The 26517-nt window shown below is 69.6% G+C and carries 22 protein-coding genes; 11 read left to right on the forward strand and 11 right to left on the reverse strand.

Annotated features, from left to right (window positions below):
• Positions 1-101 precede the first annotated feature (101 nt).
• Complete coding sequence (locus ABD481_RS10595; protein ID WP_344665394.1) at positions 102-1946, forward strand: alkaline phosphatase family protein; 1845 nt, start codon at positions 102-104, stop codon at positions 1944-1946.
• Positions 1947-2087: 141 nt separating this feature from the next.
• Here ABD481_RS10595 and ABD481_RS10600 read toward each other — a convergent pair whose 3' ends face one another.
• Both ABD481_RS10600 and ABD481_RS10605 read right to left on the reverse strand, forming a co-directional pair.
• Positions 2088-2894, reverse strand: a complete 807-nt coding sequence (locus tag ABD481_RS10600) for an SAM-dependent methyltransferase (protein ID WP_344665395.1) — start codon at positions 2892-2894, stop codon at positions 2088-2090.
• 8 nt (positions 2895-2902) lie between these two features.
• Positions 2903-4129 carry a SpoIIE family protein phosphatase gene (locus ABD481_RS10605; RefSeq protein WP_344665396.1) on the reverse strand — a complete coding sequence of 409 codons (1227 nt, stop codon included), beginning with the start codon at positions 4127-4129 and terminating at the stop codon, positions 2903-2905.
• Positions 4130-4578: 449 nt separating this feature from the next.
• On the opposite strand from ABD481_RS10605, the gene ABD481_RS10610 reads away from it, so the two are divergent.
• Positions 4579-5310 (forward strand): hypothetical protein, encoded by a 732-nt coding sequence (locus ABD481_RS10610; RefSeq protein ID WP_344665397.1) that lies wholly within the window; start codon positions 4579-4581, stop codon positions 5308-5310.
• Positions 5311-5424: 114 nt separating this feature from the next.
• On the opposite strand, the gene ABD481_RS10615 is transcribed toward ABD481_RS10610, so the two are convergent.
• Positions 5425-6243: a uracil-DNA glycosylase family protein gene (locus ABD481_RS10615; RefSeq protein WP_344665398.1), complete on the reverse strand. Its 819-nt coding sequence runs from the start codon at positions 6241-6243 to the stop codon at positions 5425-5427.
• Positions 6244-6378: 135 nt separating this feature from the next.
• On the opposite strand from ABD481_RS10615, the gene ABD481_RS10620 reads away from it, so the two are divergent.
• The 5 genes from ABD481_RS10620 (at position 6379) to ABD481_RS10640 (ending at position 12006) form a co-directional block, all read left to right on the forward strand.
• Positions 6379-8136 (forward strand): amidohydrolase family protein, encoded by a 1758-nt coding sequence (locus ABD481_RS10620; RefSeq protein ID WP_344665399.1) that lies wholly within the window; start codon positions 6379-6381, stop codon positions 8134-8136.
• A 215-nt stretch (positions 8137-8351) separates the two neighbouring features.
• The gene (locus tag ABD481_RS10625) at positions 8352-8816 is read left to right on the forward strand and encodes a hypothetical protein (protein ID WP_344665400.1); all 465 of its coding nucleotides are present in this window, start codon (positions 8352-8354) and stop codon (positions 8814-8816) included.
• A gap of 115 nt (positions 8817-8931) precedes the next feature.
• The gene (locus tag ABD481_RS10630) at positions 8932-10035 is read left to right on the forward strand and encodes a TIGR03118 family protein (RefSeq protein WP_344665401.1); all 1104 of its coding nucleotides are present in this window, start codon (positions 8932-8934) and stop codon (positions 10033-10035) included.
• A gap of 278 nt (positions 10036-10313) precedes the next feature.
• Complete coding sequence (locus ABD481_RS10635) at positions 10314-11525, forward strand: cell wall-binding repeat-containing protein (RefSeq protein WP_344665402.1); 1212 nt, start codon at positions 10314-10316, stop codon at positions 11523-11525.
• Entirely contained in the window at positions 11518-12006 is a 489-nt protein-coding gene (locus ABD481_RS10640) for a hypothetical protein (RefSeq protein ID WP_344665403.1), read from the forward strand. Before ABD481_RS10635 ends, ABD481_RS10640 begins: the two co-directional genes overlap by 8 nt.
• 37 nt (positions 12007-12043) lie before the next feature.
• Here the strand turns inward: ABD481_RS10640 and ABD481_RS10645 are convergent, their stop codons facing one another.
• The 4 genes from ABD481_RS10645 to ABD481_RS10660 form a co-directional block, all read right to left on the reverse strand.
• Entirely contained in the window at positions 12044-13672 is a 1629-nt protein-coding gene (locus ABD481_RS10645) for a lipase family protein (RefSeq protein ID WP_344665404.1), read from the reverse strand.
• A gap of 212 nt (positions 13673-13884) precedes the next feature.
• On the reverse strand, positions 13885-15069 hold the full coding sequence (locus tag ABD481_RS10650; RefSeq protein ID WP_344665405.1) for a DNA gyrase subunit B: 1185 nt from the start codon (positions 15067-15069) through the stop codon (positions 13885-13887).
• 269 nt (positions 15070-15338) lie between these two features.
• Positions 15339-16211, reverse strand: coding sequence for a superantigen-like protein SSL4 (locus ABD481_RS10655; protein ID WP_344665406.1), 873 nt, complete (start codon positions 16209-16211; stop codon positions 15339-15341).
• Positions 16212-16228: 17 nt separating this feature from the next.
• Entirely contained in the window at positions 16229-16819 is a 591-nt protein-coding gene (locus tag ABD481_RS10660) for a SigE family RNA polymerase sigma factor (protein WP_344665407.1), read from the reverse strand.
• A 208-nt stretch (positions 16820-17027) separates the two neighbouring features.
• On the opposite strand from ABD481_RS10660, the gene ABD481_RS10665 reads away from it, so the two are divergent.
• A complete protein-coding gene (locus ABD481_RS10665) occupies positions 17028-17426 on the forward strand; it encodes a hypothetical protein (RefSeq protein ID WP_344665408.1) in 399 nt (132 codons plus the stop codon).
• A gap of 111 nt (positions 17427-17537) precedes the next feature.
• Here the strand turns inward: ABD481_RS10665 and ABD481_RS10670 are convergent, their stop codons facing one another.
• The 4 genes from ABD481_RS10670 to ABD481_RS10685 all read right to left on the reverse strand — a co-directional run bounded on the left by ABD481_RS10670 (position 17538) and on the right by ABD481_RS10685 (position 21392).
• A complete protein-coding gene (locus tag ABD481_RS10670; RefSeq protein ID WP_344665409.1) occupies positions 17538-18479 on the reverse strand; it encodes an aminoglycoside phosphotransferase family protein in 942 nt (313 codons plus the stop codon).
• A 21-nt stretch (positions 18480-18500) separates the two neighbouring features.
• The gene (locus ABD481_RS10675; protein ID WP_344665410.1) at positions 18501-20015 is read right to left on the reverse strand and encodes a hypothetical protein; all 1515 of its coding nucleotides are present in this window, start codon (positions 20013-20015) and stop codon (positions 18501-18503) included.
• A gap of 26 nt (positions 20016-20041) precedes the next feature.
• The gene (locus ABD481_RS10680) at positions 20042-20548 is read right to left on the reverse strand and encodes an RNA polymerase sigma factor (protein WP_344665411.1); all 507 of its coding nucleotides are present in this window, start codon (positions 20546-20548) and stop codon (positions 20042-20044) included.
• A 184-nt stretch (positions 20549-20732) separates the two neighbouring features.
• On the reverse strand, positions 20733-21392 hold the full coding sequence (locus ABD481_RS10685) for a response regulator (RefSeq protein ID WP_344665412.1): 660 nt from the start codon (positions 21390-21392) through the stop codon (positions 20733-20735).
• Between the two features lie 87 nt (positions 21393-21479).
• Between ABD481_RS10685 and ABD481_RS10690 the strand changes: the two genes are divergently transcribed.
• From ABD481_RS10690 to ABD481_RS10700, 3 genes are all read left to right on the forward strand, one after another.
• Complete coding sequence (locus ABD481_RS10690; protein ID WP_344665413.1) at positions 21480-23858, forward strand: tetratricopeptide repeat protein; 2379 nt, start codon at positions 21480-21482, stop codon at positions 23856-23858.
• Positions 23859-24026: 168 nt separating this feature from the next.
• A complete protein-coding gene (locus ABD481_RS10695) occupies positions 24027-25169 on the forward strand; it encodes a sensor histidine kinase (RefSeq protein WP_344665414.1) in 1143 nt (380 codons plus the stop codon).
• Positions 25166-26479 carry a sensor histidine kinase gene (locus ABD481_RS10700; RefSeq protein WP_344665415.1) on the forward strand — a complete coding sequence of 438 codons (1314 nt, stop codon included), beginning with the start codon at positions 25166-25168 and terminating at the stop codon, positions 26477-26479. The genes ABD481_RS10695 and ABD481_RS10700 overlap by 4 nt, the downstream gene beginning before the upstream one ends.
• Positions 26480-26517: the final 38 nt, after the last annotated feature.

The following is a 26517-nucleotide window of genomic DNA, read 5'->3' on the forward strand; positions in this document are numbered from 1 at the left end:
GACAACTTCGTGTTCGCTGGCCGACGTGGATCCGTTCATCGGGCCCGGATCTCCTGTCAACCTCCCGTCGTTCGCCCCACGCTGAACGGAAGGATCCCGCTGTGTTCCATCTGTCCCTTCGCCATGCCGCCAGAGGCGGCAGGAGCGCGCTGATCGCCTCGACCGCCTTGGCGGCGCTGGCCGCCGGAAACCTGTCGGTGGCCGTGGCCGCGCCGGCCCGCGCGGCGACCGTGACGAGTGGCAACCTGCTCGTCGACGCCGGCGCCGAGAGTGCTGCCCAGTGCTCGTCGAACGGCTTGGACGGCATGACGATGCCGGGCTGGACGATCGCCGCGGGGGAGCCGAACGCTGTGTGCTACGGCGCTCCGAACGGCTACCCCACCGCCACCACTCCCGGTTCGCCCAACCGGGCGAAGCAGTTCTTCACCGGCGGCGCGACGGGCAACTCGGACCTGTCGCAGGTCGTTGACGTCTCCTCGGCGGCGTCAGCCGTCGACGGCGGCACCGTCCCCTTCACCCTCGGCGGCTGGCTCGGCGGCTATGCGGGCCAGAACGACCGCGTGGGCCTGACCGCGACCTTCCGCAACGCCGCCGGAGCCACGGTCGGCACCGCGAACATCGCCGCGGTGACCAACACCGACCGGGGCAACACCACCGAGTTCCTCCAGCGGTCGGCGACCGGGACGCTCCCGGCCGGGACCCGCTCCATCAAGGTGGATCTGGTCTTCACCTGGACTGCGGGCGACACCACGGACGGCTACGCCGACGACGTGTCGCTGAGTGTGGGCGCGAGCGTGCCGACGCCGACGCTGACCGCTCCGGCGTCCTCGGTGCCCGGCTTCGACCATGTCTTCGTCGTCTACATGGAGAACGAGGACTACTCCGGCATCATCGGCAACACGTCGAAGGCTCCTTACATCAACAGCCTGCTCTCGCAGGGCACCTCGCTGAGCCAGGCGTACGCCACCACCCATCCGTCCGACCCGAACTACGTCGCGCTGGCCGCCGGCGGCCTGTACGGACTGCACGACAACAGCGTCGGCACCACCACGATCAACGCCCCGCACCTCGGCAACAGCGTCGACAGCGCGGGCAAGACGTGGAAGGCGTACGTGGAGAACGAGAACGGCAACTGCGACTACTCCTCGCACGGCTACTACGCGCCGGACGACGTGCCGTTCACCTACTTCCAGAACTTCAAGTCCGACAAGTCCGCGACCGGCTACTGCGCCCAGCACGATCAGCCGCTCACCCGGATGACGACCGATCTCGCCGCCGCCTCCACTACGCCGAACTTCGTCTGGTTCGAGCCGGACGACTGCGACGACATGGAGTCCTGCGGCATCACCGCCGGCGACAACTGGCTGAAGGCCACGCTGCCGACGATCTTCAACTCCCCGGCCTGGACACAGCAGAAGTCGCTGCTGATCCTCACCTGGGACGAGGGCGCGACCAAGGCTTACGGCCCGAACTACCCGAACCGGATCCCGACGCTGCTGCTCGGATCGCAGAACACGGTGAAGGCCGGATACACCAGCTCGCAGCGCACCGACCAGTACGGCCTGCTGCGTACAGTCGACCGGGCGCTCGGCCTGGCTCCGCTGACGAACAACGACGCGTACGCGGCGACGGTGAACGACGCGTGGGGCCAGAACACGAGCGTCTCGACGCTGACGACTGGCACGCCGAGCGTGGCGAACGGCTCGCAGATCACCTTCTCGTACAGCACCCCGGCGGCCACGAACAGCGCGAAGAACTGGATCGGCTTCTACAAGCCGAGCGACACGCCGGGCGTGCAGAGCTCCACGGCGTGGCAGTACACGCCGGGGACCAGCGGGACGGCCACGTTCACCGCCAACTATGGGGCGGGGACGTACAAGGTCTATTACTTCAGCAACGACGGCTATACGGTGCTTGCCGGTCCTGTCACCGTCACGCTGACGTAGCCACTGAGACCGGCGGTCGCCTGGCGTCTCGGTGCCGGAGGCGGCTCTGACAGCCTGTGAGCCCCTGGCTTTCGCAGGGGGCTCACAGGCGTCTTAGTGTCTTGGTGTCTTGGCGTCTTGGCGGTTGGCAGGTTCGCCGAGCTAGACCTCCACCGGCTTCCGCCCGACGCCGCAGATCTGAGGCAGCGTCCTGCCGTCCGGCGCGTCCGTCCGCCACAGCTCGCACGGCACCACGCCGGGCTCGACGATCTCCAGTCCGTCCAGGAAGTCCGCGACCTGCTGCCGGGTCCGAAGCTTCAGCGGGGCGACGGTCCGGGTGTAGGTCTCGACGGCCGTGTCTATCCGCTCGGTGTTCTCCGACGTGTCGGCGGCGTGCGAGATCGCGAGGAAGCTTCCCGGCGGCATGGCGTCGCGGTAGGCGGCGACCAGCGCGCCGGCCTCGTCGTCGTCCGGGACGAAGTGCAGAACGGCGCTCATCAGGATCGCGATCGGCTCGCCGAGGTCCAGCAGGAGCAGGCGCTGGACCTCGGGGTCGTCCAGGATCGCCTTCGGGTCGCGGAGATCGGCGTTGAGCACCGCGGTGCGGTCGTTGCCCTCCAGGATCTTGCGGGCATGGCCGACGGCGGTCGGGTCGTTGTCCACGTACACCACGCGGGCGGTGGGATCCACGGCCTGGGCGATCTCGTGGACGTTGCCGTTCGTCGGGATGCCGGACCCGAGGTCGAGGAAGTAGCGGACGCCGGCGTCGGCCAGGAACTGCACGCAGCGGCCCAGGAAATCCCGGTTCACACGCAGCACCGCGGGCAGCTCGGGCATCGAGGCCACCACCTTCGCGGCCGCCTCGCGGTCGGCCGGGAAGTTGTGCGTGCCCCCCAGGTGATAGTCGTAGATGCGCGCGATGCTGGGCCGGTGGATGTCCACCTCGGCCGGGACCCACTCTTCCGTCATTGCCGTCCTCACTGCTCGCGGCCGCCGCTGCTGAGGCTCGGGCGGTCGCCGTCGGCCGGGCCGGCGCCGTCGAGTTCGAACCAGACCACCTTGCCGTCGTCGGTCCGGCTGTACCCCCAGCGGTCCGCCAGCGCGGCGACGATGCCGAGGCCGCGCCCGGACTCGCTGAGCGTGTCAGGGTACTTCCTCGCCGGGAGTTTGTGCGCGTCGTCGTAGACCTCGCACGTCAGGTTGCCGGTGCGGATCAGCCGGACGGTGACCGGCCGGGAAGCGTAGCCGCACGTGTTGGCGACGAGTTCGCCGACCAGCGCCTCGGCCGCCGCGGACAGCCGGACCAGGCCCCAGTCCGCCAGCCGGCGGCGGACCAGGCGGCGGGCCTGCCCGGCGGCCTGCGGCACCGGTTCCAGCGACCAGCTGGCCACCTGGTCCTCCGGGATGCCGGAGAAGGAGGCCATGACCAGGGCGGCGTCGTCGTCCCGGGGCGCCGTCGTCAGCACCCGCACCACCGCGTCGCACGCCTGCTCCAGCGGCGACCGGACGCCGGTGACCAGGGTGCACAGCGCCCGCAGCCCGTCGCCGACCTCCCGGGACCGGGTCTCGACCAGGCCGTCGGTGCACAGCACCAGCGTGGTGCCGTCCGGGATGCGCAGCTGCACGGTCTCGAAGCTGTGGCCGCCGACGCCGATCGGGATGCCGCAGGGGATGTCCGCCAGGGTCGCGCGCCGGCCGGGGACCGCCAGGATCGGCGGTATGTGGCCGGCGTTGGCGACGGAGAACACGCGGGTCACGCGGTCGTAGATCCCGTACAGGCAGGTGGCCAGGTGGGTGTCGGACAGCCGGCGCGCGCACTCGTCCAGCTGCCACAGCACTTCGTCCGGCGGCAGGCCCAGATGGGCCAGCGTCTGCACCGCGGTCCGCAGCTGGCCCATGATCGCCGCCGAGGCGACGCCGTGCCCCATGACGTCGCCGACGACCAGCGCGATGCGCTTGCCGGGCAACGCCAGGGCGTCGAACCAGTCCCCGCCGACGGCCGTCACGTCGTTGCTGGGCAGGTAGCGGAAGGCGATCTGCGCGCCGTCCAAGTGCGGCGAGGCCGTCGGCAGCAGGGTGCGCTGCAACGCCTCGGCGAAGTCCTGGACCGACTCGGCGGAGCGGGCCGTCTCGACGCCCGTGATGCGCTCCATCCGGGCGGCGTCCAGCTGGTACGGGCCGTCTAAGCCGGGGAGCCTGGACATGGACAAAGCATAGTGCGCGTTCATGAACGCGAGGTTGTTCTTTTGGATCATATTGTTGGGTGCGTGAAGATCGCGGGGATGTGGAACGCGGTGAGGCGGATGGTGGCGGTCTCGGGGCGCGGGGTGGTGGGGACCGGTTGGTGTTTGAGGGTGTTGAGACAGGGTGGGGACGGCGGTTTCGCCGAGGGCGCGTTGGGGGTTGTATCCGGGAGCCGCATCGTGGGGGCATATCGGGGCGGCATCGGGGCGGCACCGGGATCGCACCGAGACCGCACCGGGACCGCATCGGGATCGCACCGGGCTCGCAGCGGCCTCCGTCGACCGAATGGCCTAACGGTTGGGCCCGGTCCCGGCTTCAGCGGTGGAATTGAGAGCGGATCCATGATCCGGCGTCGAGCTGCCGGGTCGGATCGGGCCCGCTCGGACCCGATCGATGAGGAGGAGTGATCATGAGCCGAACAGTCGGCATGATGGGGAAGCTCAAGCCTCAGTTTCCGGTGGCACTGAAGGACATGCACTGCTACGCGACGGCGCCGCTCCCGAAGGCGCCGGACAAGGTGGACCATGCCGGGCCGGTGACCGAGGGATTTCCGATGGACGGGAACGACCAGTACGGCGACTGCACCATGGCCGCCGCCGCCCACATGATCCAGGCGTGGAACGCGCAGACCGGCATCGACCTGCCGGTACCGGCCGACGCCGACGTCATCGCGCAGTACCTGAAACTGAGCCGCGGCAAGGACAGCGGGCTCGTCGAGTCGCGGGTGCTCCAGGACTGGATGCGGGACGGGCTGTGGGAGACGAGGATCGTCGGCTACGCGCCGGTCAACGTCCACTCGCTGGAAGGCCTCAAACAGGCGATCGCCTACTTCGGCGGCGTGTATGTCGGCATCCAGGTCCCGGGGAACGCCGAATCGCAGTTCGCTGACGAGCAGCCCTGGGCGCTGGTACCGGACTGGCAGAGCCAGCCGATCAAGGGCGGGCACGCGGTGCCGCTGCTGGGCTACGACGAGCAGTTCATGTACTGCGTCACGTGGGGCGCGGTGCAGAAGATGACGTGGGACTGGTGGTCGGTGTACGGCGACGAGGCGTGGGTCATCCTGTCCGAGGAGTACCAGAAGGCCGGGAAGATCGGCGGGATCGACGTCGCGATGCTGAAGGCGGATCTCGGGAATCTGTGACGGGACAAGGGATGCGAGGAAGCACCCGGCCGGAGCCGGATGCTTCCTTTGTTGTTGGTGTGTTGCGTGCTGATCGGGCGCGTGCGACTGCGTGCTGATCGTGCCGTCGCGTGCTCAGAACGGCCGCTCGTCCACCGGGATGCTCACCGTGATCGTCGCGCGCTTGTCGGCCGCGTTGGCCCCGGTCCGCTGCGCCCACGGCTCGGCCGAGCGCATCCACGCCGGACAGCCGGCGGGCAGATCGGCGGACGGGATGTCGGCCAGATCCGTCGGCGCCATTGCCGTGCCGTAGTGGACGAGCGGCGTGGGCGTGTCCGGGTTGGTGATGGCCGGATGGAGTGCGTCCAGGCCGGCGTTCCAGTCGGTCAACATCTTGGTCATCAGCTCGGCGGCCGGCGTGCCGGTGGACGCGGCGGCGCTGTCCGGATAGGTCGGATGCAGGATGTGGCGGTACGCGCCGGTGTACTGCTCGCCGGTGGGGGTGCTGTGCCAGGTCTGGTACGCGGTGTCGGCGAGGCTGCCCAGCGCTATCACGGCGTCGATCGAGCTGTTCGCGACCAGCGTGTCCAGCCACTGGTTCCGGTACGCGGCGATCGCCGGGTCGTGGGCGTGCTTGTTGCCGCCGCCCTGGCCGTACACCGAGTACAGGTACGTGTTGATCATCGCGTAGCTGGACGTGATGCCCAGCTTGGCCAGGAAGCCCTGGAACCGGTGCCCGGCGGTGCCGATCAGGATGCGGCGGGCGATGCTCTCGTGCTGCGCCGGGTCCTGGCCGATGACCAGAACCTTGGCGGAGCCGTCGAGGCGCCCGCGGTGGAAGATCGGCCCCCACTCGATGCGGAAGTCGGCCGGCGGGAACACGTCCGGGCCCGGGTAGGACGCGGCCAGTGCGGCGTAGGGGGCGGGATATCCGGGATCGAAGTCCTGCGTCATGAGAACGCTCCTGGTGCCGATTGGGTTTTATGCCCGTAACAATCCATTTGTCGTCCCTGCGGGTAGAGTACGGCTGCCGCCGACATGCGGCGAGGGGACGGCTGGGGGACGGCGAGGCGAGGAGCGTGAAGTGCCATGCGAGCGACTGATTCGACGGCTTCCGTGGCTTCGGCGGCTTCGGTGAACGTGCCGACCGGACCGCGATTCGCACTGCGCGGGCGGATCGTCACGATGGACGCGGCCCGGACGGTCATCGCCGACGGCGTCGTCTACGTCGAGAACGGCCTGATCACCGCGGTGCTGCCGGCCTCGGCCCCGCCGCCGGAGTCCTGTCGGGACCTCGCCGTCGTCGACACCGGGGCCACCCTGTTCCCCGGCCTCATCGAGCTGCACAACCACCTGCCGTACAACGTCCTGCCGCTGTGGCAGGTCCCGAAGAAGTACGGCAACCGCGGGCAGTGGGGCGGATCATCGAACCCTGACTACCACCGGCTGGTCACCGGCCCCATGACCGTTCTGGGGCAGAGCGCCGAGCTGATGCCCGCCGTGGTGCGGTACGTCGAGGCCAAGGCGCTGATCAACGGGACCACCACCAGCCAGGGCATCGCACTGTTCAGCGACGCAGGCGCGCGTCGCCTGTACCGCGGAGTGGTTCGCACGGTCGAGGCGACCGACGACCCCGCGCTGCCGGAGGCGGCCTCGCGCATAGCGGATGTCGAAGCCGCCGACGCACAGCGCTTCCTGGCTCGCCTGAACCAGGGCAAGCGGCTGCTGCTGCACCTCGCCGAGGGCGTGGACGCCGCCGCGCGCGAACACTTCCTGGCACTGGAATACGACCCGGGAAAGTGGGCCATCACCGAGAACCTGGTCGGGATTCACTGCACCGCGTTGCAGGCCGACGACTTCACCCGGATGGCCGATGGCGGCGCCGCCATGGTCTGGTCGCCCCTGTCGAACCTGCTGCTGTACGGCGGCACCGCGGACATCGCGGCGGCCAAGAAGGCCGGCCTGACCCTCGGACTCGGCTCGGACTGGTCGGTGTCCGGCAGCAAAGGCTTGCTCGGCGAACTGAAAGCCGCCCACCTGGCCAACACCGCGGCCGGCGCCGTGTTCACCGCCACCGACCTGGTCGCGATGGCCACCTGCGATGCTGCGAAGATCCTGCGCTGGGACCACGCCCTCGGCACACTGACCGCCGGATACAAAGCCGACATCACAGCAGTGACCGGCACCACGGGCGACCCCTACCTGACGCTGATCGACGCGACCGACGAGGACGTCGCCGTGGTGGTGATCGACGGCGCCCCGCGCTACGGCAGGACACCGCTGATGAAGACACTGCGCCCATCGGCAGGCACCGCCCTGGAGACCGACGTACCGGGAATCCCACCCACCCACGCGGTGGACCTCGCCCGCGACGACCCGGACCCGGCCGTCGGCAACCTCGCCCTGGCCGACGCGACGGCCCTGGTGGCGAAGGCCCTGTCGACACTGGCCGCGAAGCCGCAGGCGTTGATGAGCGAAGTGGCACCGCTGCTCCCAGCGGTGGCAGCCGCGCGCGGGAACAACGCGAGCGGACCGAACTGGCGCCTGGCGCTGGACGAGATCCAGCCGACGGGGGAGGAGCTGCGGCCGAGGCTGCCGTTGTTCGAGCGGGGGCGGCGGGCGGTGCGTTCGCGCCGGTCCGGGGCGACGGCGTCGACGATGCCGTCACCGGTGATGATGAGCGGGCCGCCGATCCCGAAACTGACAGCGGAGGTCACCCAGGGGCTGAGCGCCGTCACCCTCGACGCGCTGACAGCGAGCGAGAACGCGGCCTTTCTCGCCGAGTTGCGGAGCGAGATGAACTTGCCGGGAGGGTATGGGGGTCAGCTTTCGAAGTTGCTGGACTGAGGAGCTGGAGAAAGCCGCTCTTTGAACCCATTCGGCGTAATCAGCCTGCTGACGCGTGTGTCGCTTCTTGATCGTCCGGGGTCCTCGCTGACAGCCTGAGGTCGACCGCCAAATCGACCCGAGGCAGGCATATCGTGCACCGTCGCCATCACTGGCGCCGTTTCGGCGCCCGGACCGTCTCCCTTGTTGCTGCTGCCGCTGCGGGGCTGCTCCTGGTGCAGGCCGGCGGGGCTGTGGGTGCTGCGGGCGCTGCTCGCGCCGCTCAGGCCGGCGAATGGACTGAGCAGCACAACAACGGCTATACGGCCGGCTGCGGCACGGCCGAGGAGGCCGAGGTCGCGGCGGAGATGTTGGCGCGGTTGGGGATCGGGGATGTCGCGTTGTTCACCGGGCCTGGGCGGACGGGGCGGGGGTGTGTGGTCTTCACCGGGAATGGGCAGCCGATCGGGACGGATTTCCAGGTTGCGGGGATGACGGCGGCGAGTGTGGCCAACTACACCGATGAGCCGGTGGCCGTGTACTCGGATGTGACGGATCTTCTCGATGCTGTGGTGCCTGCCGGTACGAGTGCTGATATCCGGCCTGTTGATGTGAACTTTGCGAGCTACCCGGTGGGGAGTACGCCGCCGCCGGATGACCGTGGGCTGAACGCGACCGCGGTGTTCCAGTTCCCTTCCTGAGGCGAGGGCGACGCGCGGGGCGCGTGTGACAGTCGAACCGAGTTCCGGTGGCCGCCGTTTCGGCCTGGTGGTGTCCGAACGGGCGTCGCCGTAAGGAGTCAGAGAGGTGGGTGCAGTGAGACGACCGAGTACGCGGGGCGCGGCTGGAGTCTTGGCCGGGATGTTGGCGGTGGCCGGAGTGGGGCTGGGGCCCTCGGCGTCCGCGCGTGAGCAGCGCATGGCTTTCGTGCAGACCAATCTGGTGTCGGACGTGCCCGGGATGGCGGCGCTCACCGATCCGGCGCTGGTGAACCCGTGGGGGTTGGCGCACGGGCCGGCGACGCCGGTGTGGGTTTCGGACAATGGCGCCGACGCCACCACGCTGTACTCCACGCCGGCTGGTGGGGGCGTGGCGAAGGTGTCGCCGGGTGGCAACGCCACGATCGCGATTCCCGGCGGGGTGCCGACCGGGCAGGTGTTCCACGACCCGGCGGACGCGGGGAACTTCGTCGTCACGGAGAACGGCAAGTCCGGCCCGGCCTTCTTCATCTTCGACAGTGAGAACGGCGCCATCACCGCCTGGAACCCGCAGGTGGACACCGCCAGCGCGGTGACCGTCGCGCAGGGGGACAACGCCGTCTACAAGGGTCTGGCTTTGTGGAAGACGCCGCTGGGCTCCTTCCTGCTCGCGGCCGACTTCCGCAACGGGCGCGTCGACGTGTTCGACTCCGGCTTCCACCGCCTGCCGCTGCCGTCGACCTTCTTCACCGACCCGACGCTGCCCGCCGGGTTCGCGCCGTTCAACGTCGCGGTGGTCGGCGACGCGGTCTACGTCTCCTACGCGAAGCAGGACGCGGAGAAGCACGACGAGGTGGACGGCCCCGGCCTGGGCTTCGTCGACGTCTACACCGACTTCGGCCAGCACCGGCAGCGGTTCGCCAGCTGCGGCCCCCTCAACGCGCCGTGGGCGATCACCGTCGCGCCGGCGTCCTTCGGCAAGTTCGCGGGCGACATCCTCGTCGGCAACTTCGGCGACGGCCGCGTCAACGCCTTCGACAACCGGGGTCGCTTCCAGGGCCCGCTGCGGGGAACCGACGGCAAGCCGCTGGTCATCGACGGCCTGTGGGGCCTGCTGCCCGGGACGGCGGCCAACGGCGGCACCGACAATCTGTGGTTCGCAGCCGGGATCAACCACGAGGCGCACGGACTGCTGGGGCTGATCGGTCCCGCCAAGAGCTGAGCCGAACTGAACTGAACCGAACTGAGTCGAGCCGAGCTGAGCCGAACTGAGCTGAGCCGAACTGAGCTGAGCTGAGCTGAGCCGAGCCTTCGGAACTCCGGGCGCCGCTGACGGCGACCGGCACTCAAGACCGCCGCCGGTCGGGTCAGGACCGGCGGCGGTCTTGTGCATACGCGACCGCTACGTCATTCGCTAGATGTCCTTGATCGCAGTGCTGACTAGGGTGACCTCCGGTCTCCCTGGTCGCTCCAGGTCCGGAATCAGTGAAAGGTGTGGCAATGCGTCTCCTGCATTGGCGGTCCGGAGTGCTCGTCGGCGCTCTGCTGGCGTCCGTGTCGGCGGCGTTGCCGGCGGCCGCCACGCCCACGCCCACGGCCGCGTCCACAGCCACACCCACTTCCGCCAGCCCCACCGCATACAGCTCGACCGCGCCGTCCTTCGTCAACCGCCTCGGCGGCGACGACCGCTATCAGACCAGCGCCGTCATCTCCCAAGCCCGATGGCAGACCGCCGGGGGCCCGGACCTCCCTGACAAGCCCGTCGCCGAGAGCGTGGTCCTGGCGCGCGGGGACGCCTTCGCCGACGCGTTGGCGGGCGTGCCGCTCGCCGCCTACAAAAAGGGCCCGCTGCTGCTGACGGAGCCCGGCTCGCTGACGCCGGTGACCAAGACCGAGATCGAGCGTCTCCTCGGCCCCCGCTCGGGCAAGACCATCTATGTGCTCGGCGGTCCCGCGGCCGTGGCGCCGTCCGTCACCGACGCGCTGACCGCGGACGGCTACCAGGTCCAGCGGTTCGCCGGGGCCGACCGCTACGGCACCGCGCTCGACATCGCCATCAGAGGACTGGGACGCCCCAAGTACATCGTCATCGCGACCGGCCTGGACTACGCCGACGCGCTGGCCGCCGGGCCGCTGGCGGTGACCATGGGGGACCGCGGCATCCCGTCGGTGGTGACCGGCGCTCCTCCGGCGGCGATCCTGCTCAGCAGCGGCAACACGTTCAGCGACGCCGGGACGCGCGCCTATCTTGAGCAGAACTCGCAGTACTACCAGCACCAGCCCGCGCCCTGCACGCTCTGGGCCGTCGGAGGGCCTGCCGCCGATGCCCTGTCCTGGCTGTGGAAGCAGCGCGAGTGGGGCAACAAGGTCGGGTGCGCGCCGCAGCTCGCCGGCAAGGACCGGTATGGAACGGCGCTCGCCGTCGCGACCGTGACGTGGCACGGCGGCCCGATCGGCGTGGCCTCGGGCGAGGCGTTCGCCGACGCCCTGACCGGCGGTGCCTACGCGGCGTCGACCGGCAGCGCGGTGCTGCTCACCGAGCCGGCCTATCTTCCGAAGGTGGTCGTGGACAAGCTCAACGAGTGGCGCGTCGACTGGTCCCGGAAGGACAACCCGATCGGGGCGATCACCGCGTTCACCGTCTTCGGCGGTACGTCGGCGGTCTCTCCGTTCGTCGCGGACCAGCTCGCGACGTACGGCAGCAATGGCTGAGCAGTTCCCGGGCACCGTCGTCGGCTACGACTTCCCGACCGCCGACTGGCTGGATCCGTTCGACGTCGATGAGGCCGCCACTCAGTGGTTCTTCGTGAACCAGGACCGGCTCAGCCGGTCCTGGACCGCCCCGACCGGTCCGGATCAGGGTTGGGGGTTCGCCGACGACGAGCCGGTGTGGGAGACCTTCACCAATCCGCGGTCGTGCTTGTACTGGCTGGAGAAACAGGCGGTCGTGGCCGACGGCCAAGTGCTGCGGGAGTGGTCGCCGACCGGACTGGTGCGCGAGCGGAATCCGAGCGGTTGCGAGCAGCACAACGGCCTGTATTTCGTGCACAGCCAGCCAGATCGAGCCTTCCCGATCCACGAAGGGCCCAAGTTCGCAAGCTACGACGACGCATTGGCCGAAGCCCTGGGCCGAAGCGGGCCCAGGGCTCGGATCTTGGTCGCGCAGATGGTGGACGCGCGCTCCTTGTGGTGATGGCCGAGCCCTGGTTCGACCCGGCCGGCGTTCAGCCTCAGCCGGTGTACGTGAACTCGTCGTACGGACTCGTCGGCGACGAGTACCCGTTGGCCGCGACCGTCACGTCCACGGTGGTCCCGGCGACGTGCTTCGGCGTCTTGCCGGACTTGGGGATGGTCGCCACCAGCACCGGCGGGTAGGGCGGGAACGGCGGGGGCGGCGGCACGAGCTCGACGTTCGGCGACTTCTTCTTGCCGAAGTACACGTCGGCGTTCTCGGTGAAGCCCGCGCCGGAGATGACGATCGTGGAGCCGGTCTCGGCCTCGGCCGGTTCGATGAAGGTGACGGTCACCGGCTCCGGGCCGTCGTAGGCGAACTGGGAGGCCGGGCTCGCGCCGGAGGTGCCCAGCGGATTGGTGACCTGGACGTCGACGATCCCGAAGCCCGCCGGGACGTCGGTGACGATGATCTGGGTGTCGTTCGGGATCGAGACCGCGGCCGGGTCGCAGGCGATGAGGCCGAAGTCGACCGAGGTGTTCTGCGGATCGAACTTCGCGAAGCCGCTGCCGCTGATGACGAGCGACACCGTCGGGCCGCCGTCGTCGGGAGTCAGCGCGTTCACTCGCGGAGGTTCGTCGAGTTGGACGCCGGCGCCCAGCAGCTCCAGATAGGTGGTGTTGGCGTGCTGGTAGGCCACCTGGGCCATGAAGTCCTCGACGGTGTCGTTGACCAGGCTGCTGTTGTACATCTCGTACTTGGTGTTCAGGAGCACGACCTGCTCCCCGGTGCACGGCTGGTGGTACTTGTTGTATCCGGGGAGGCGTTCCAGCGCCCGGATGAGCATCTTGAGCTCGCCGTTCACCTTGTTCCCCTGCGGATACCAGGGCTTGTGGTCGTTGTGGGGGTCGTCCAGAACGTTGTGCAGGCTGGCCCAGGCCTGGGGGACCAGGTCGTAGACGTTGGCGCAACGCACGCTCTGGAGCCACTTCTGCCGGTTGAAGAACCGGGCGAAGTCGGCCAGGCCGGCCGTCGGCGCGGCGAAGGTGAGGACGCCGATCTCCGGCTTGTTCTCCCAGGGGAGCGCCTTCAGATACAGCGCCACCATGCTGGCGACGCAGCCGCCGAGGCTGTGGCCGATGACGAACACCCCGGGTTGCGGATTCAGCGTGGACAGCAGCTCGGCCAGCGCCTGCATCAGATTGCTGCGATCCTGCCCCTGCGGGACGGCCGGCCGCATGTTGACGACCTCGGTGAAGGCCGTCATGGCGCCCTTGGACACGGAGATCGGCGTGGTCGACCCGCTGGCGGTGAACGGCACCACGGTGCTGACGTCGAAGTCCTCCATGACGTCCAGCAGGTTCGCCGTGGTGCCGCGGATCACCACCGCGACCTGGTCCGGCCCGGGCGCCTTGTTCACCGCGATGTAGGCCATGTTCGCGTTGTCCGGGCTCAGCGCGAGCCACTTCAGCTGCCAGGTGGTGTGGGTCTCCAGCTGCCGGGCGACACCGGCGCGGACCCGTGCGGTCTGCGCCTGGAGGGTCTCCCCGGACGGCCGCGGGGCCGCCCCGGTGGGCGCGATGGCGGCCAGCGTCATGGCCGTCTGGGTGGTGATCGTGTTGCCTGTGGTCGTGGTGCTGGTGGTCGTGGTGCTTGCGGTCGTGGTGGTGATGGTGGTGGCCGCCATGGTCGGCTCCTTGCCTCTCGGCACTTCTCAGCAGGCATTCGGCAGGTGGACCGCGGTCCACCGGCCATCGTCGGCGTGCCGGGCCCGGTTCCTCGCGCGCAGCCCGCCATTCGGGGGACCGGGCACGCTCGCGGCGGTGGCGCGAGCTGTTGTCGAGGCAGCACCTGCGTTGCTGAGTCGCCTGTTGGTCAGCCTGTCGGTCAGTCTGTCGGTCAGCCCGTCTGGCGGGCTCCGCGCGTGATTCTGTCGACGATGGCGTGGGCTTGGTCGGGATGCTCCTTCAACCATCTGCTGAGGTGTTCGTCCACGGCCTCCTGCACACAGGCCAGTACCGGGCCGGTGCCGAGGACATCGCGGACACAGCCCTCGTATACAGGTCGGTCTATCTTGACCGAAACGATGGCGGTGAGTCCCTCGCCGATCTGGGCGAAGCCGAGGTCGGCTTCGGAGTGTGCGAGGAGTTGGTGGCCTCGCGCGTAGGCGTTGATCGCGGCCGCGACGCCGCGCCGGAACCCGATCTCGTGAGTTCCACCGCCCGAGGTCGGCCGGGAGTTGGCGAAGCTGCGGACGAGGTGGTCCGGGCCGGCGTGCCACCGGAGGGCGACTTCGACGGATCCCGCCATCCGCTCGTCGTCCTCGACGAAGCCGAAGACGTCTGCCTCCGGTGAATCGAGCGGGAGGCCGTCCAGGAAGGCGACGAAGTCGCGGGCTCCATGACGAGACCAAAACCGCTCGGACTGCGGCTGTTCCGAATCGCGCTCGTCGGTCAGGGTGATGTCCAGGTCGCGGTAGAGGAATGCCAGGGTTCTGAAACGCTTGGTCAGAGGTTCGATCGGAGTGTGGGTTGTCTCGAAGATCTCGCTATCGGGCCGGAACGTTATGGCTGTGCCGTTCGGACGCGGACTGGTGCGGTCTGAGCCTGTGCTACCGGTTGGTTCCTCCGGTTGGGTGATGGCGATGCCGCGCTCGTACTCCCGGACCCACTCGGAATCGTCCTGCCATACCTGGGTGGTCAGCCGGCTAGACAGAGCATTGACGACGGAGATCCCCAGCGCGCCAGAGGCGTAGCCCAAAGTGTGGCGGTCCCCGCCTCTGGCGCCGTAGTCCACGATGCTCAGCTCCTCGCCGAGCCGGTCATCCTCAATAGCCCCGACACGACCGTCCACGGCGTCATGCGTGACACGGACGCCGCCGTCGGCGGTGAGCGTGACGTCGACGCGCGTGGCGCGGCCTGCCAGGACTTCGGTCGCCGCACGATCGATGGCTTCGGAGACCATGTTCTGAAGCCCGCGTTCGCCGGTCGATCCGATATACAATCCCGGGCGTTTGCGAACAGCTTCCTCGCCCGACAAAACGGTGATGTGGCTTGCGTCGTAGCTGGATCGACCGATGGTCACAGTGCACCCTCCCTGGCAGCCGGTGATGGCTCGAAGTCTAGCCGCGAGAGTGACAAAAGACCAGGTCAGAGCTGGTATCGTGACGGCGTGAGCGGTCGCGTGAGCCCCTGCCGGAGCGTGCGTGGCCGGGTGTTCCGCAGGCACGGTGGGAGTGCGGTGAAGGTGGCGCCGGTGGCGCTCAAGGCCCAATTCTGGACAGGTGCTCGCCCACTTTTCCGCAGGGATTTGAATCCGCTTTCGGCCAGGACCGGAGCGGGTCTCCCGCGGCCTCAGTTCTGCGGTGTGAGCGGTCCGCCGGTGGGCGACAGGTTCAACATCGGGATCCCCTTCGCCATGACTCGCTTGGCGACGGTCTTGCCGTTCGCGTCGTACGCGTAGATCGCGTCCGGCAGGTCGGCGATGGTCAGCGGGAAGACGACGTAGGGGATGCCGCCCTGCACCTTGATCGTCGGGTAGGTCACCGCGTGGTCCTTGAACTCCAGGCACAGGTGGTCCCAGTTCTTCGGCACGGTGCCGTACTTCACGGCGATGGGCCCCATGATCGTGTAGGTCAGCGCGTCGAGGAACTCGGCGGGGTCCGGGTTGCCCAGTCCCGGGTCGGGATAGACCACGTCCTGGAAGCCGTCGGCGATTCCCGGCCCGTTGTCGAGCCGCGCCGCCGGACGGTGGCTGTAGCCCTCGGCCGATTGCGGCGGGATGATGTCGGGATGGGCCTTGGCCCAGGTCAGGCCGTCGCCGATGTAGTAGAACCGCTGGACCCAGGCCTTGCCCGCCGTGGTCCCGGAGGCAAGCGTGACCCAGGTTTGCTCCGGAGTGTCGACCGTGCGGTTCTGGTTCGGCAGCGCGGCCGAGCAGGCGTTGGGGTTGACGGGCGTGGTCGCGGACGTCGGCGCCGGGCTCTTGGTGCCCGGCTTGGCGGCGCCGGCCGAGGTGGCCGGGTGGCTGCTCGCGTTCGCACCGTTGCCGGTGAGGGACACGGCGCCCGCCGCGATGCCGAGCACCGCCAACGTGGTGCCGGCTCCGGTCGCCCGGTGCCGGACGCGGCGCCTGCGGGCGCCGGCGATGATGCTGTGCGCGGAGGGTGGGCGCTCGGCGCCGCCACCGCGCAGCAGACCACTGATTCGATCTTCGAACTCGTCCATGGGTGATGCTTCCCTTCTCAAGAATTCTTGTGCTCGGCCAGGGCCGGCAGGCCGCGCAGCCGGCCGAGGGCCCGCGACAGGGTGCTTTTCACGGTTCCGGGCGCTATGCGCAGCTCCTGGGCGATGGCCGCCTCGCTCAGGTCGGCGTAGTACCTCAGCACCACGACCTGGCGCTCCCGCCGGGTCAGCGCGTGCAGTGCCTGGCGGACCACGGCCTCCTGGGCCTGGCGGTCCGCGAGGTCGTAGGGGATCGGCCGGTCCGGAGGCTGATCCGTCGGGCGTTCGCGGTTGCGCCGCAGCCGCCACCAATCGCGGTAGGAGTTGACGATGATCCGCCGGACGTAGGCCAGCGGGTCGCTGTCGATGCTCCGCCAGCGCAGGTAGGCGCGCTCCAGCGCGGTCTGCGTCAGATCGGCGGCCCGGTGCGGGTCGCCGGTCATCAGCTCCGCGAGCCGGAGGAGCTTGGCACCGTTCGCCGCCACGAAGGCGGTGAAGTCGGCGTCCAGGGCGGCCGCGTCGGTCTGGCCGTCGTCGATCCGGTCCGGCGGATCAGCCCGCCCCCGGCCGCCCGCCCGGCGAGCGACTTCGGTGCTCGGTGTGCTTGTCACACCCACCAGACGACTTGGCGGACCGGAAGGTTCTGTGCGTATCGGGGATTCCGCGAAGGGGCGGCTGTCGCCAGCACTTGTCATGGTGAAACCGCGTGTCCCTCAGCCCGGTTCCGGCGTTGCAGATAGCCGTGGGAGGCGCCGAGCGGATTCGGTGCCAATCGGACTCGGGCGTATGCCCGGGTTCTCACCAAGAGGGGAACCATCTGTGCATATCAGTAAGAGGAACAGCTTCAAGCTCGGCGTGACCACCGCGGCGTCGGCGCTTGGCCTGGGTGTTCTGGGGACGGCGACCGCGTCGGCCGCGTCCGCCGCCCCGGCGGAGCCGGCCTATGGCAAGACCCATCTGACGACGGTCATCAATCAGTGGACTCATTGGTCGACCGACCCCAACGCTTCGAGCCACGCCGGGGAGCTGCACAGCGGCTCCAACTACTTCTACTGCTGGACGGTCGGCACTCCGTACCACGGCAAGGAAACCGATCGGACCAGCGCGGTCTGGCTGTTGACCGACGACGACGCCGGCCACCGCGGCGTGTGGGTGAACGACGTCTACCTCGACGAGTGGGGCTTCGCGCACGACACGGACGTGCTGCCGCACTGCTGACGAAGTCCGGCGGTCGGTGGAGCGTCCCACGCCTAGCGGTTTCCCAGGACGGAGCCGCGGGCGTGGGGCGCTCTGGCCCGACTCCGGGAGTGCGGTGCGACAGCGACCCGTTCACGGTGACAGCCTGCTTCGCAGCCACCGAGCGGAGGCCAACCCCAGCGCCGTCATCATCGCGATCAGGTTCCGGTCCGCCTCCGGACCCACCGACAGGACGATGCGGAGCAGGAATCCGGCGTGCGCGGCCAGCATGACGTCGATCTGTTCCGCGCTCGCGGCTCGGGTGAGTGGGTGTCGCTCTGCGAGGTGCTGCGCATCGATCCCGCTCAGCGAGGCGCTGGACAGCAGCGTCACGACGTCGCAGTGCGGCGCGCCGATCCAGGCGTGCGGCCAGTCGACGACGTGGACCCGCTCGTCGTTCAGCATCACGTTGAAGGCATACAGGTCGCCGTGTTGCAGCGTGTTCCCGGCCAGCGCTGTCGACGCTTTCGCTTCGAGCTCTATCAGCTCGTCCAGGTGGTCGGCCGACCACGCGTCCACTGCGCGGAGCCGCTCGATCGGCACGTCGTTGTCATCGGCCAGCGCCTGCCATCCGCCCAGCCGCGGTGGCCGTAGCAGAGCCGGGTCGATCGGCGAGGGAGTCAGGATGCTGCTGAGCTCGGCGACGGCGGCCAACACCCGATCGAGTTCATCCGGCTTCCAGGGCTGGGCCGGAAGGCGACCGGAGATCTCCTCGTAGATCCCTGCGACCCAGGTTCCGTCGTCGTAGGCGTCCAGCAGTCGTGGTGTGCGGTCGGTGACCAACTGCCGCGTGACGGCGATCTCGCGGCGATGGAACTCGGCGACCGCCGGAGCGTTCTGCGAACTTGCCGCTTTGACGAACACCCGGCGGCCGTCGGCCACCGTCACCAGCGACGCGAGCCCTTCAGAGAACCCGCCGGCTTGACCGGCCGCCGCCACGACCTTGGCGCCGATCAGCCGTTCAATCCCGGCGGCGACGTCTTGAGGGACTGCGTCCCAGGAGATCCGGCGGCTGCCGGTGTGATGGGGAAGCATGCCGACTCACGCTACGCGACGTCAGCCATAAGGCCCCGACGCCGAGCCGTGGACCGGGTCCAAAGCCGCGTCGACGTCCCGGATCGCCGTGACGAGTCGTGGGTTCTCAAGCATCGTCGTGAACGTGCCGACGTTCAAAAGCGCGCCTTCGGCGTTGTACGGCTGACCGGTGCGGGCCGGAGGCGGCCAGGCCACGCCCGGGTCGGCGTTCGGGCCGGAGGTGGGCCGGGTGGCGGACCAGGGGATGTCGCGGAACTGCTCGCGCATCGTGAACTCGATGACGGTGCCGTTGGTGTCGTCCGGGTAGTAGGTGTATGTGTCTTGGCGGAAGTACGGGGTGCCGGCCTGGCCGGTGGCGTAAAGCGATACGTCGGGGGCCGGGGTCGACGGGCTCAGCGTCTGGGTGATCTGGATTTCGCCGCCTGGGATTTCCTTCCAGAGGCAGTCGCCTTGGGTGTGGCCGTCGCACGCATAGCCGTGGCGCCACGTCTTGACCTGCGGGCTCGCCGTCCAGGAGAACTCGTTCGCCCCGGACGGGCCGGAGAGCCTGAGGTAGCTGCCGGGCGTCCGCTGGTCGCCGCCGATGGCGAGGGACAGGCCGGCCGGCAGGATCGGCTTGGCGGCGGCCGCGATGGCGGCGTTCGCCGCGTTGCGCCGCTCCAGCGTCGACGGGTCGACCGGGGTCCCGGGGTCCAGGAGGGTGGTCACCGCTCCGAATCCGGGCTTGGAGATCAGGGTCATGAAATCGTCCGGGGAGAGCAGCGCGCCCGAGGTGTTGAACGCCGCGCCCTGTTGCAGAGCCGGTGGCCAGGGCGAGTCGCCCCAGCCCGCCGGGGCTTTCGCGGCGTAGTGTTCGAGCGACACGTTCGTCGACATGAGGACGTCGACCACGTAGCCGGTGTCCGCCGAGGGCAGGAACTCGTACTCGGCGTCGATCGTGACGACCTGCTTGCCGGTGCCGGGCGCGTAGCCCGACTGGCCGCCGTAGTCGGCCGTGAAGTTCTTGGTCTGGACGTAGAGGGTGCCGCCGGAGACCGGGCGGCCGCTGCACACCGCGCCGACCGCGCACACGTTGTACTCCAGTGCCTTGTTCTGATTGCCCTTCGGTCCCGCCGTCAAGGTGAAGTCGTTGTCCCCGTCGGGACCGCGCAGCTGGAACACCGAGTTCGGAACGGCCGAGGCGGTCCTCGCGATGCTCAGGCCGGGTGACAGCAGCGGATTCAGCAGGCCGGGCAGCCGGTAGAGGACGTCGTGCGACTTGTTCCACGCGGAGGTGTCGGTCTCGGTCGTCGGCGTGGTGATCGGCGTCGTGGAGGCGGTGGGCTCCGGACGCGCCGCGGTCGGCGAACCCGCGGCCCAGATCGCGGCGGTGGCCCCGGCCGCGACGACCAGCCCCGAACCGGCGGCGCCGCAGGTCCGCGCCAGGCGGCGCCGGCGCAGCACGACGGCCACGGCGGGCCCGATCACGTCCCGGTACTCCGCCCCACCCGCCGTGGCCACCCGCGAAAGCGCCTGCCGCAGGTCGTCGTCTTCCATCGGTTCCACTCCAGAGCTGTTCATGGTCATCGGCCGGCCTGGTCTTCCAGCGCGGCGGCCAATCGCACCCGCAGCTGGGCCAAGGCCCGCGACGTCTGGCTCTTGACCGTTCCCTCGGTCACCTTGAGCACCGCCGCGGTCTGCTCGATCGTCAGGTCCTCCCAGAACCGCAGGACGATCACGGCCCGCGCGCCCGGCGGCAACGCGTTCAGCACCTCCAGAACCGCGCCGTCGAACGCGTCCCGCGCCTCCGCCGTGACCGGCTCGGCCACACCCTCCATCGACACCACAGGCACCTGTTTCTTCGCCTTGCGGTACTGGTCGAGGAAGCAGCGGTAGACCACCTGCCGCGCGTAGGCGAGCCGGTTGTCCACCTTCCGCACCCGCCGCCACGCCCGGAAGATGTTCACGAACGCGGTCTGGACGATGTCCTCGGCCAGGTGCCAGTCACCGCAGAGCAGATAGGCGCTCCGCCGTAAATGCCCCTGCACCGCCGCCGCGAATTCGCGGAACTCTTCTTCGGCTTCGGTCATGCCCCCGGCTCCCTCTGTCATCCTTCACGCAGGGAACGCCGATACGGCGCGGTGGGGTTGCAGCGGCGGAGGGGTTTTTCAGCGCACCCGGACCAGAGTCTTTCCCCGGCTGCCGGCGCGTGCCAAGCGGTCGATCGCGGCCCGCGACCCGCGCCTCTTTTTCAGGGTTTGCGCGCCGCGCGCCCTACACCGCCGGCTGCCGAAGCGCCGCCAGCGCCAGCTCCGCCTTGTTCCCGAGTTGCAGCTTGGTGCGGATCCGCGCGATGTAGGTGTCCACCGTCCCCTTGGAGACGCCCATCCGCGTCGCAGTCTGCTGATGGGTGAAGCCGCAGGCGATGAGGCCGAGGGCCTCCTGCTCCCTCGGGGACAGCGTGTCCTGCGGGACGCTGGCGGCCCGCATCGTCGCGGCCTGGATCAGGTCCGCGAGCTGCGCCGACAGGTAGAACGTCCCGGCCGCGACGGCGCGGATCGCGGTCGCGTAGGCCTTCTCCTCGGCGGCCTTCGTCACGAACCCGGCCGCGCCGGCTCGTACCGCGGCCAGCGCTACGGCGGGGGAGCGGGACGCCGACAGGACGAGGACCGGGCACCGGGCCGACAGCTCGGTGATGGCGGCCAGCGCCGGATGCCCGTCGGCCCGGTACAGGTCCAGCAGGATGACATCGGCGTCGACCCGGCTGTCCGCGAGTCGCGGCAGCTCGTCGACGGACGCGGCGAGCGCGCAGACGCGCAGGTCCGGGAAGCTGTCGACGATCGCGGCGATCCCGCGCCGGGCCACCGGATGGTCGTCGACCACCGCCACCCGGAGGGCGTCGGCCGGCAAGGTGGCGGTATCCGTTGTGTCCACGTAAACCCCCGAGACAGTACTCTGTTAAGTGCTCACGGCCATGGTCCCGAGGCTCGGCCAGGGCTTCAATGGTTGTCCGGTTGACCGATGAAGAGTCAACACCCGTCGGGCGGTGGGCGGCGGAGGGGTGATTTGGCGGTACGGGACGGCGGTGCCTTCGGGCGGGAGCTGCGCAGGCTGCGGTTGACAGCGGGAATGTCCCAGGCCGAGTTGGCGAACGTGCTGCACTTCTCGAAAAGCTACCTGAGCAAGGTCGAGAACGGTGCCAAGCCCGCGACGATGGATTTGGCCCGGCGCTGCGAGGCGGTGTTGGGGGCCGGCGGGACGCTGGTCGCGTTGTGCGAGGCGGCTGCTGCGGCTGCGGCTGGAACGACAGCGGCGGCGACGTCAGGTGCGGCGACGCACAGCGGGCAGCAAGGCCGCGTCGCGCGAAGCCCGGCCCGAGCGTCCTTGCCGATGCCGAGACAGCTTCCGGCCAGACCCCGCTATCTCATCGGGCGCGGCTCGGAGCTGAAGATGCTGACGGCGCTTGCCGACGCGGCCGACGGCCACCGCGCACAGTTCACCGTGATCACCGGCCCGGCCGGGATCGGCAAGACGGCGCTGGCGATCAGCTGGGCGCATCGTGTCGCGTCACGCTTTCCCGACGGCCAGTTGTACGTGAACCTCCGGGGCTTCGCTCCAGCTGGGGCGCTTGTCGGATCGGACGAGGCACTGCGAGGGTTCTTGGACACCCTCGGCGTACCGCCCGGGCAGGTGCCGAGCGGCGTCAACGCGCAGGCGGCGCTGTTCCGGAGCCTGACGGCGGCGCGCCGAATGCTGGTAGTGCTCGACAACGCCAGGGACGCCGACCATGTGAGACCCCTGTTTCCGGCCGGGGACGGCTGCGTGGCGGTGGTCACGAGCCGGAGCGACCTGGCCGGACTGGTGGCCGAGGGCGCGGACGCCGTGGCGCCGGGACTGCTGACGTCGGCCGACGCGGAGGAGCTGCTCGCCGAACGGCTGGGCCCGGGACGGCTGGCGGCGGAGCGGAGTGCGGCGCGGGATCTGATCGAGATGTGCGGCGGTCTGCCGTTGGCGGTGAACATCGTCGCGGCGCGCGCGGCGGCATACGCGGGGAAGGCTGCCGCTCCCACGCTCAACGATCACGCGGAGTCCATGCGGGCGGCGCGAAGCCGCCTCGACGAGCTGTCGACCGGAGACCTCACAACGGACGTGCGCGCGGTCTTCTCGTGGTCCTACCGCATGCTCTCCCCGTCGGCTGCGGCCTTGTTCCGGCTGCTGGCGCTGCATCCAGGGCCGGAATGTTCGGTGGCCGCGGCGGTCAGCCTCTTCGGGCAGTCCTTCGACCGGACCAACGCGGCTCTGGCCGAGCTCAGCGCGGCGCACCTGATCGCCGAGCACGCGTCACACCGATACGGATTCCATGACCTGCTGCGTGTCTACGCGGCTGAGCTGGTGTCAGAGGTCGATGACGTGGTGACTCGGAACACGGCGATCGAGCGGTTGCTTGAGCACTATCTGCATACTGCCCAGGCGGCGACGGTGTGCTTCGTTCCGGCTTGGGTCCCGTTGCCACTCGCGCCGTTGACGCCCGGCGTCGTGCCTGAGGGGATCGCTACCGGCGACGACGCCCAAGCCTGGTTCGAGACGGAGTTCCAGGTGCTGCTCGGCGTCATTGCCATGGCTGTGGCAAGCGGCTTCGATCGGTATGCCTGGCAGCTTCCGTGGACATTGCGCACCTTCTTCGACCGCCGTGGCCATTGGCGGGAGATGGAACAGGTGAGCCTGACAGCGCTGGCTGCTGCGCAACGGTTGAGCGACGTCGCCGCGGAGGCTACGGCGCGACGGGGTCTGGGGCGTGCGTATCTGCGATTGCGGGACTATGACGCGGCTCTGATTCAGGCGCGGCACGCACTGGTGTTGCACGAGCAGGATGGCGATCGATTGGGCCAAGCCAACGTGCATCATGACTTGGCGCTTCTTGCTGAGCAGCGCGGCGATCAAGCCCTGGCTCTGCATCATGCGCAACAGGCCTTGGGGCACTTCGAAGCCGTGGGCGGTCCTGCCGCGCAGGCCAACTCGCTGAATACGGTCGGCTGGTTCCACGCGATGGTCGGCGACCACGGCGAGGCGCTGGAGTGCTGTACTCGTGCGCTGGAGCTGTTCCACGGCCTGGGCGACGTCGCGGGCGAGGCCGGGACGTGGGACAGCATCGGCTTTGCGCACCATTGCCTGGGGGACTATGAGCAGGCGGCCACCGCGTACCGCGCGTCGATCGAGGGATACCGGCGGATCGGCGATCGCTTCTACGAGGCGGGGACCCTGGTGCGGCTCGGCGACACCTCGGCAGCCGCCGGGGATCCCGAAGCCGCCGGCCGGTCCTGGCGGCTGGCGCTGGCGATTCTTGACGAGCTGGCACATCCCGACGCCGAAGAGGTGGCCGAGAGACTTCGAGGGCTGTGACCGCCGCGTCTGGTTTTCGCTCGACTTTCCAGGCCGCGCGGCAGCGAGCACGCTGAGCTTGGCGCCGTTCGGCAGTGCGAGGCGAGGGGGCGTCGCTGCTGGAGACGTTGGAGGCGGCCCAGGGAGGAGCGAGTGTTGACGGGGGCTGCGGCGCGTACGGAAGTCACGGTGGCTCGTGCCTGGGCCGGCTTCCGCATCGGCTCCGTTGTCGTGCTGCTCGCCGCGGTCGCGGCGTCCCCACCGCGGGGTGCGCGGACGGTGCCCGAACTGGTGCTGACGCTGGTTCTGGTCGCCGACTGCGCCGTGGTGGCCGGCGTGTTTCTGCGGCTGGGACGGATCGCTCCAGCCTGGGCCGTTCTCGACGTGGTGGGTGTCGTCGTGATGGTGGGCCTGTCGACGTGGCCGGGCGTCATGCCGGGGCCGCCGGGACAGGGCTATCTGTACGGCTTCACGGTCGTCGCCGCGCCGACGGTGGGTATGCCGGCCTGGCCGCCGTGGGTCACCCTGGCCGGGGGCGCCGGGGTGGCGTTCATGGACTTCTCGCCCGCGCTGCGTTCCGGGTCGTCGTACCCGCGGTGGAACGCGCTGCCGGACGCGGTGGCCATCGTCGGGGTCGCGCTGCTGGCCGCGCTGTTGGTGCGGTTGCAGCGGGGCTCGGCGGCGGCGCTGGACCGGCACCGGCGGGCCGCGGTGGAGCGGGCTTCGCTGTTGGCGCGGCAGCGGGAGCGGCTGCGACAGCAGGCTGATTTGAGCACGCATCTGATGGCGACGGTGGACGCGTTGGTGGCGGGTGAGGGGATCGGGGATCCGACGATCTCGGGGCGGTTACGGGAGGAGGCGGCGGCGCTGCGCCGGGCGGTCGCGGTGGAGCGGTGGGAGGGCGGGGTGGTGGGGGTCGGTGGGCTGGTCGAGGATCTGCGGGCGTTGGCCGATGACAAGGCGGCGATCGGGCTGCGGGTCGGGTTCGAGGCGGAGGGCGATGCGGCGACGGAGACGGTGATGGCAGCGGCGGCGGCAGCGATGGTCGCGGCGGCTGGTGAGGCACTGACCAATGTGCGCAAGCATGCCGGGACGGACCGCGCGGAACTGAGGCTGGCGGTGATGGATGCGGGAGTCAGCATTACCGTCGCGGATCAGGGACAGGGCTACGACGCCGCGGCGACTGCCGAGGGCTTCGGGCAGACGCGGTCACTGCGCCAGCGGATGGCGGACGTCGGCGGGCGGGTGGACATCGAGTCGGCTCCGGGCGCGGGGACACAAGTCGTGTTGTGGGTGCCCTTTGCTGGTGAACCCGGTGAGGAGCAGCGATGATCAGGGCTCCGCGCCTGTTGCGTTTGTGGTGGCTGGACCGCGTACCTCCACCGCATGCGCGGCTCGTGCTCCTGCTCGGGCTGGCGATTCGCGCGGCCGGGGTCTTGATGCTGGTCGGCACCATTCCGGTGATCTGGGACCACATTGAGCATCCGTGGTGGAGCGCTCTGGTCGCGGCGGTGCTCGTGGTGGAGAACGCGGCGGTGGCGTTGTGGTGGCTGGCGCGGCGGCGGCCCGATCCGCGGGTGTTGTGGCTGGACCTGCCGATCGGGGCGGTGGCGATCGTCGTCGATACCGCGCTGAATCCTGGTCATGGGGTCGTCGGCTGGGCGTTGTTCGTGTACCCGAACACGGTGTTGATGGCGTTCGTCGTCGGGTTGCTCTGTCGACGGGCGTGGGGCGCGCTCGGTTGCGGGGCGTTGTGGGCGGCGGCGAACGTGGGTGCCACCGTGGCGTTTAGGGACAGCCCGCGCGGGACGCTGGTTCAGGTCAGCTTGGGATACCTGATCAATGTGCTGATTGGCTGGGCCGGTGGCAGCATGCTGCGTCGCAATGAGGAACTGCTCGCCGCCGCGTCGGCACGTGAGCTGAGGGAGACCGCGGAACTCGCGGCCAGCGCCCAGAAATGGCGGTTGGCGACCGCGCTGCACGACGGTGTCTTGCAGACCCTCGAAATGCTCCACCGAAGCACCGACATCGACGACGTGGGCTTGCGCGCCCAGGTTGCCGACCGCGCGACCTGGCTGCGGCGCTACATCGAGACCGGGCGCGGCGACCAGGGCGGTGACTTGGGCGTCGATCTGGATGCGGTGGTCACGGCGGCGCGGCAGGCCGGGATCACGGTGGAGGTGAACGCGGCCCGGCTGCTGGCGTCGGACGACGGGTTGGAAGAAACGTTCCAGGTCTCCGGCCAGAGTCCTGTCATGCTCGCGACGCCGCAGCGCGAGGCCATGATCGAAGCGCTGTTCCAGACCATCAGCTCCTTCGGGCCCGACCCGGCGGCCGTGATCATGGTCCGCGCCGTCCCCGAACAGGGCGGTGTCCACGTGACCGTGCTCGCCACCGGTGAGGCGACGCCGTCCGGCACGGACGTCGCGGAGGCCGGGGCCCGGCTGGTGTCGGCCGGCGGATGGCTGAGGGCGACGCCGGTGCCCTGCATCGAACTGTGGGTGCCGGGAATCGGCGCGGGTGACGGCCGGCCGGCCCCGGGCGACGCACAGCCGACCCCGGGCGACGCACAGCCGATCCCGGACAACGGACAGCCGGCCCCGGCCGACAGCCGGCCAACCGCCGCCGACGAGTTCCCCTGACCAGCCCCGCAGGCCCGCCCACCACGGCTACCATCGCA

Origin of the sequence: Catenulispora yoronensis (assembly GCF_039531695.1) — a bacterium.
Classification (GTDB): domain Bacteria; phylum Actinomycetota; class Actinomycetes; order Streptomycetales; family Catenulisporaceae; genus Catenulispora; species Catenulispora yoronensis.

Bases quoted from the DNA above. Each gene is read 5' to 3' on its own strand.
- ABD481_RS10645 (WP_344665404.1), bottom strand. From the start codon at position 13,672: ATGGCGGCCACCACCATCACCACCACGACCGCAAGCACCACGACCACC.
- ABD481_RS10605 (WP_344665396.1), bottom strand. From the start codon at position 4,129: ATGTCCAGGCTCCCCGGCTTAGACGGCCCGTACCAGCTGGACGCCGCC.
- ABD481_RS10610 (WP_344665397.1), top strand. From the start codon at position 4,579: ATGAGCCGAACAGTCGGCATGATGGGGAAGCTCAAGCCTCAGTTTCCG.
- ABD481_RS10635 (WP_344665402.1), top strand. From the start codon at position 10,314: ATGCGTCTCCTGCATTGGCGGTCCGGAGTGCTCGTCGGCGCTCTGCTG.
- ABD481_RS10620 (WP_344665399.1), top strand. From the start codon at position 6,379: ATGCGAGCGACTGATTCGACGGCTTCCGTGGCTTCGGCGGCTTCGGTG.
- ABD481_RS10690 (WP_344665413.1), top strand. From the start codon at position 21,480: ATGAAGAGTCAACACCCGTCGGGCGGTGGGCGGCGGAGGGGTGATTTG.
- ABD481_RS10655 (WP_344665406.1), bottom strand. From the start codon at position 16,211: ATGGACGAGTTCGAAGATCGAATCAGTGGTCTGCTGCGCGGTGGCGGC.
- ABD481_RS10640 (WP_344665403.1), top strand. From the start codon at position 11,518: ATGGCTGAGCAGTTCCCGGGCACCGTCGTCGGCTACGACTTCCCGACC.
- ABD481_RS10700 (WP_344665415.1), top strand. From the start codon at position 25,166: ATGATCAGGGCTCCGCGCCTGTTGCGTTTGTGGTGGCTGGACCGCGTA.
- ABD481_RS10615 (WP_344665398.1), bottom strand. From the start codon at position 6,243: ATGACGCAGGACTTCGATCCCGGATATCCCGCCCCCTACGCCGCACTG.
- ABD481_RS10675 (WP_344665410.1), bottom strand. From the start codon at position 20,015: ATGGAAGACGACGACCTGCGGCAGGCGCTTTCGCGGGTGGCCACGGCG.
- ABD481_RS10600 (WP_344665395.1), bottom strand. From the start codon at position 2,894: ATGACGGAAGAGTGGGTCCCGGCCGAGGTGGACATCCACCGGCCCAGC.
- ABD481_RS10670 (WP_344665409.1), bottom strand. From the start codon at position 18,479: ATGCTTCCCCATCACACCGGCAGCCGCCGGATCTCCTGGGACGCAGTC.
- ABD481_RS10680 (WP_344665411.1), bottom strand. From the start codon at position 20,548: ATGACCGAAGCCGAAGAAGAGTTCCGCGAATTCGCGGCGGCGGTGCAG.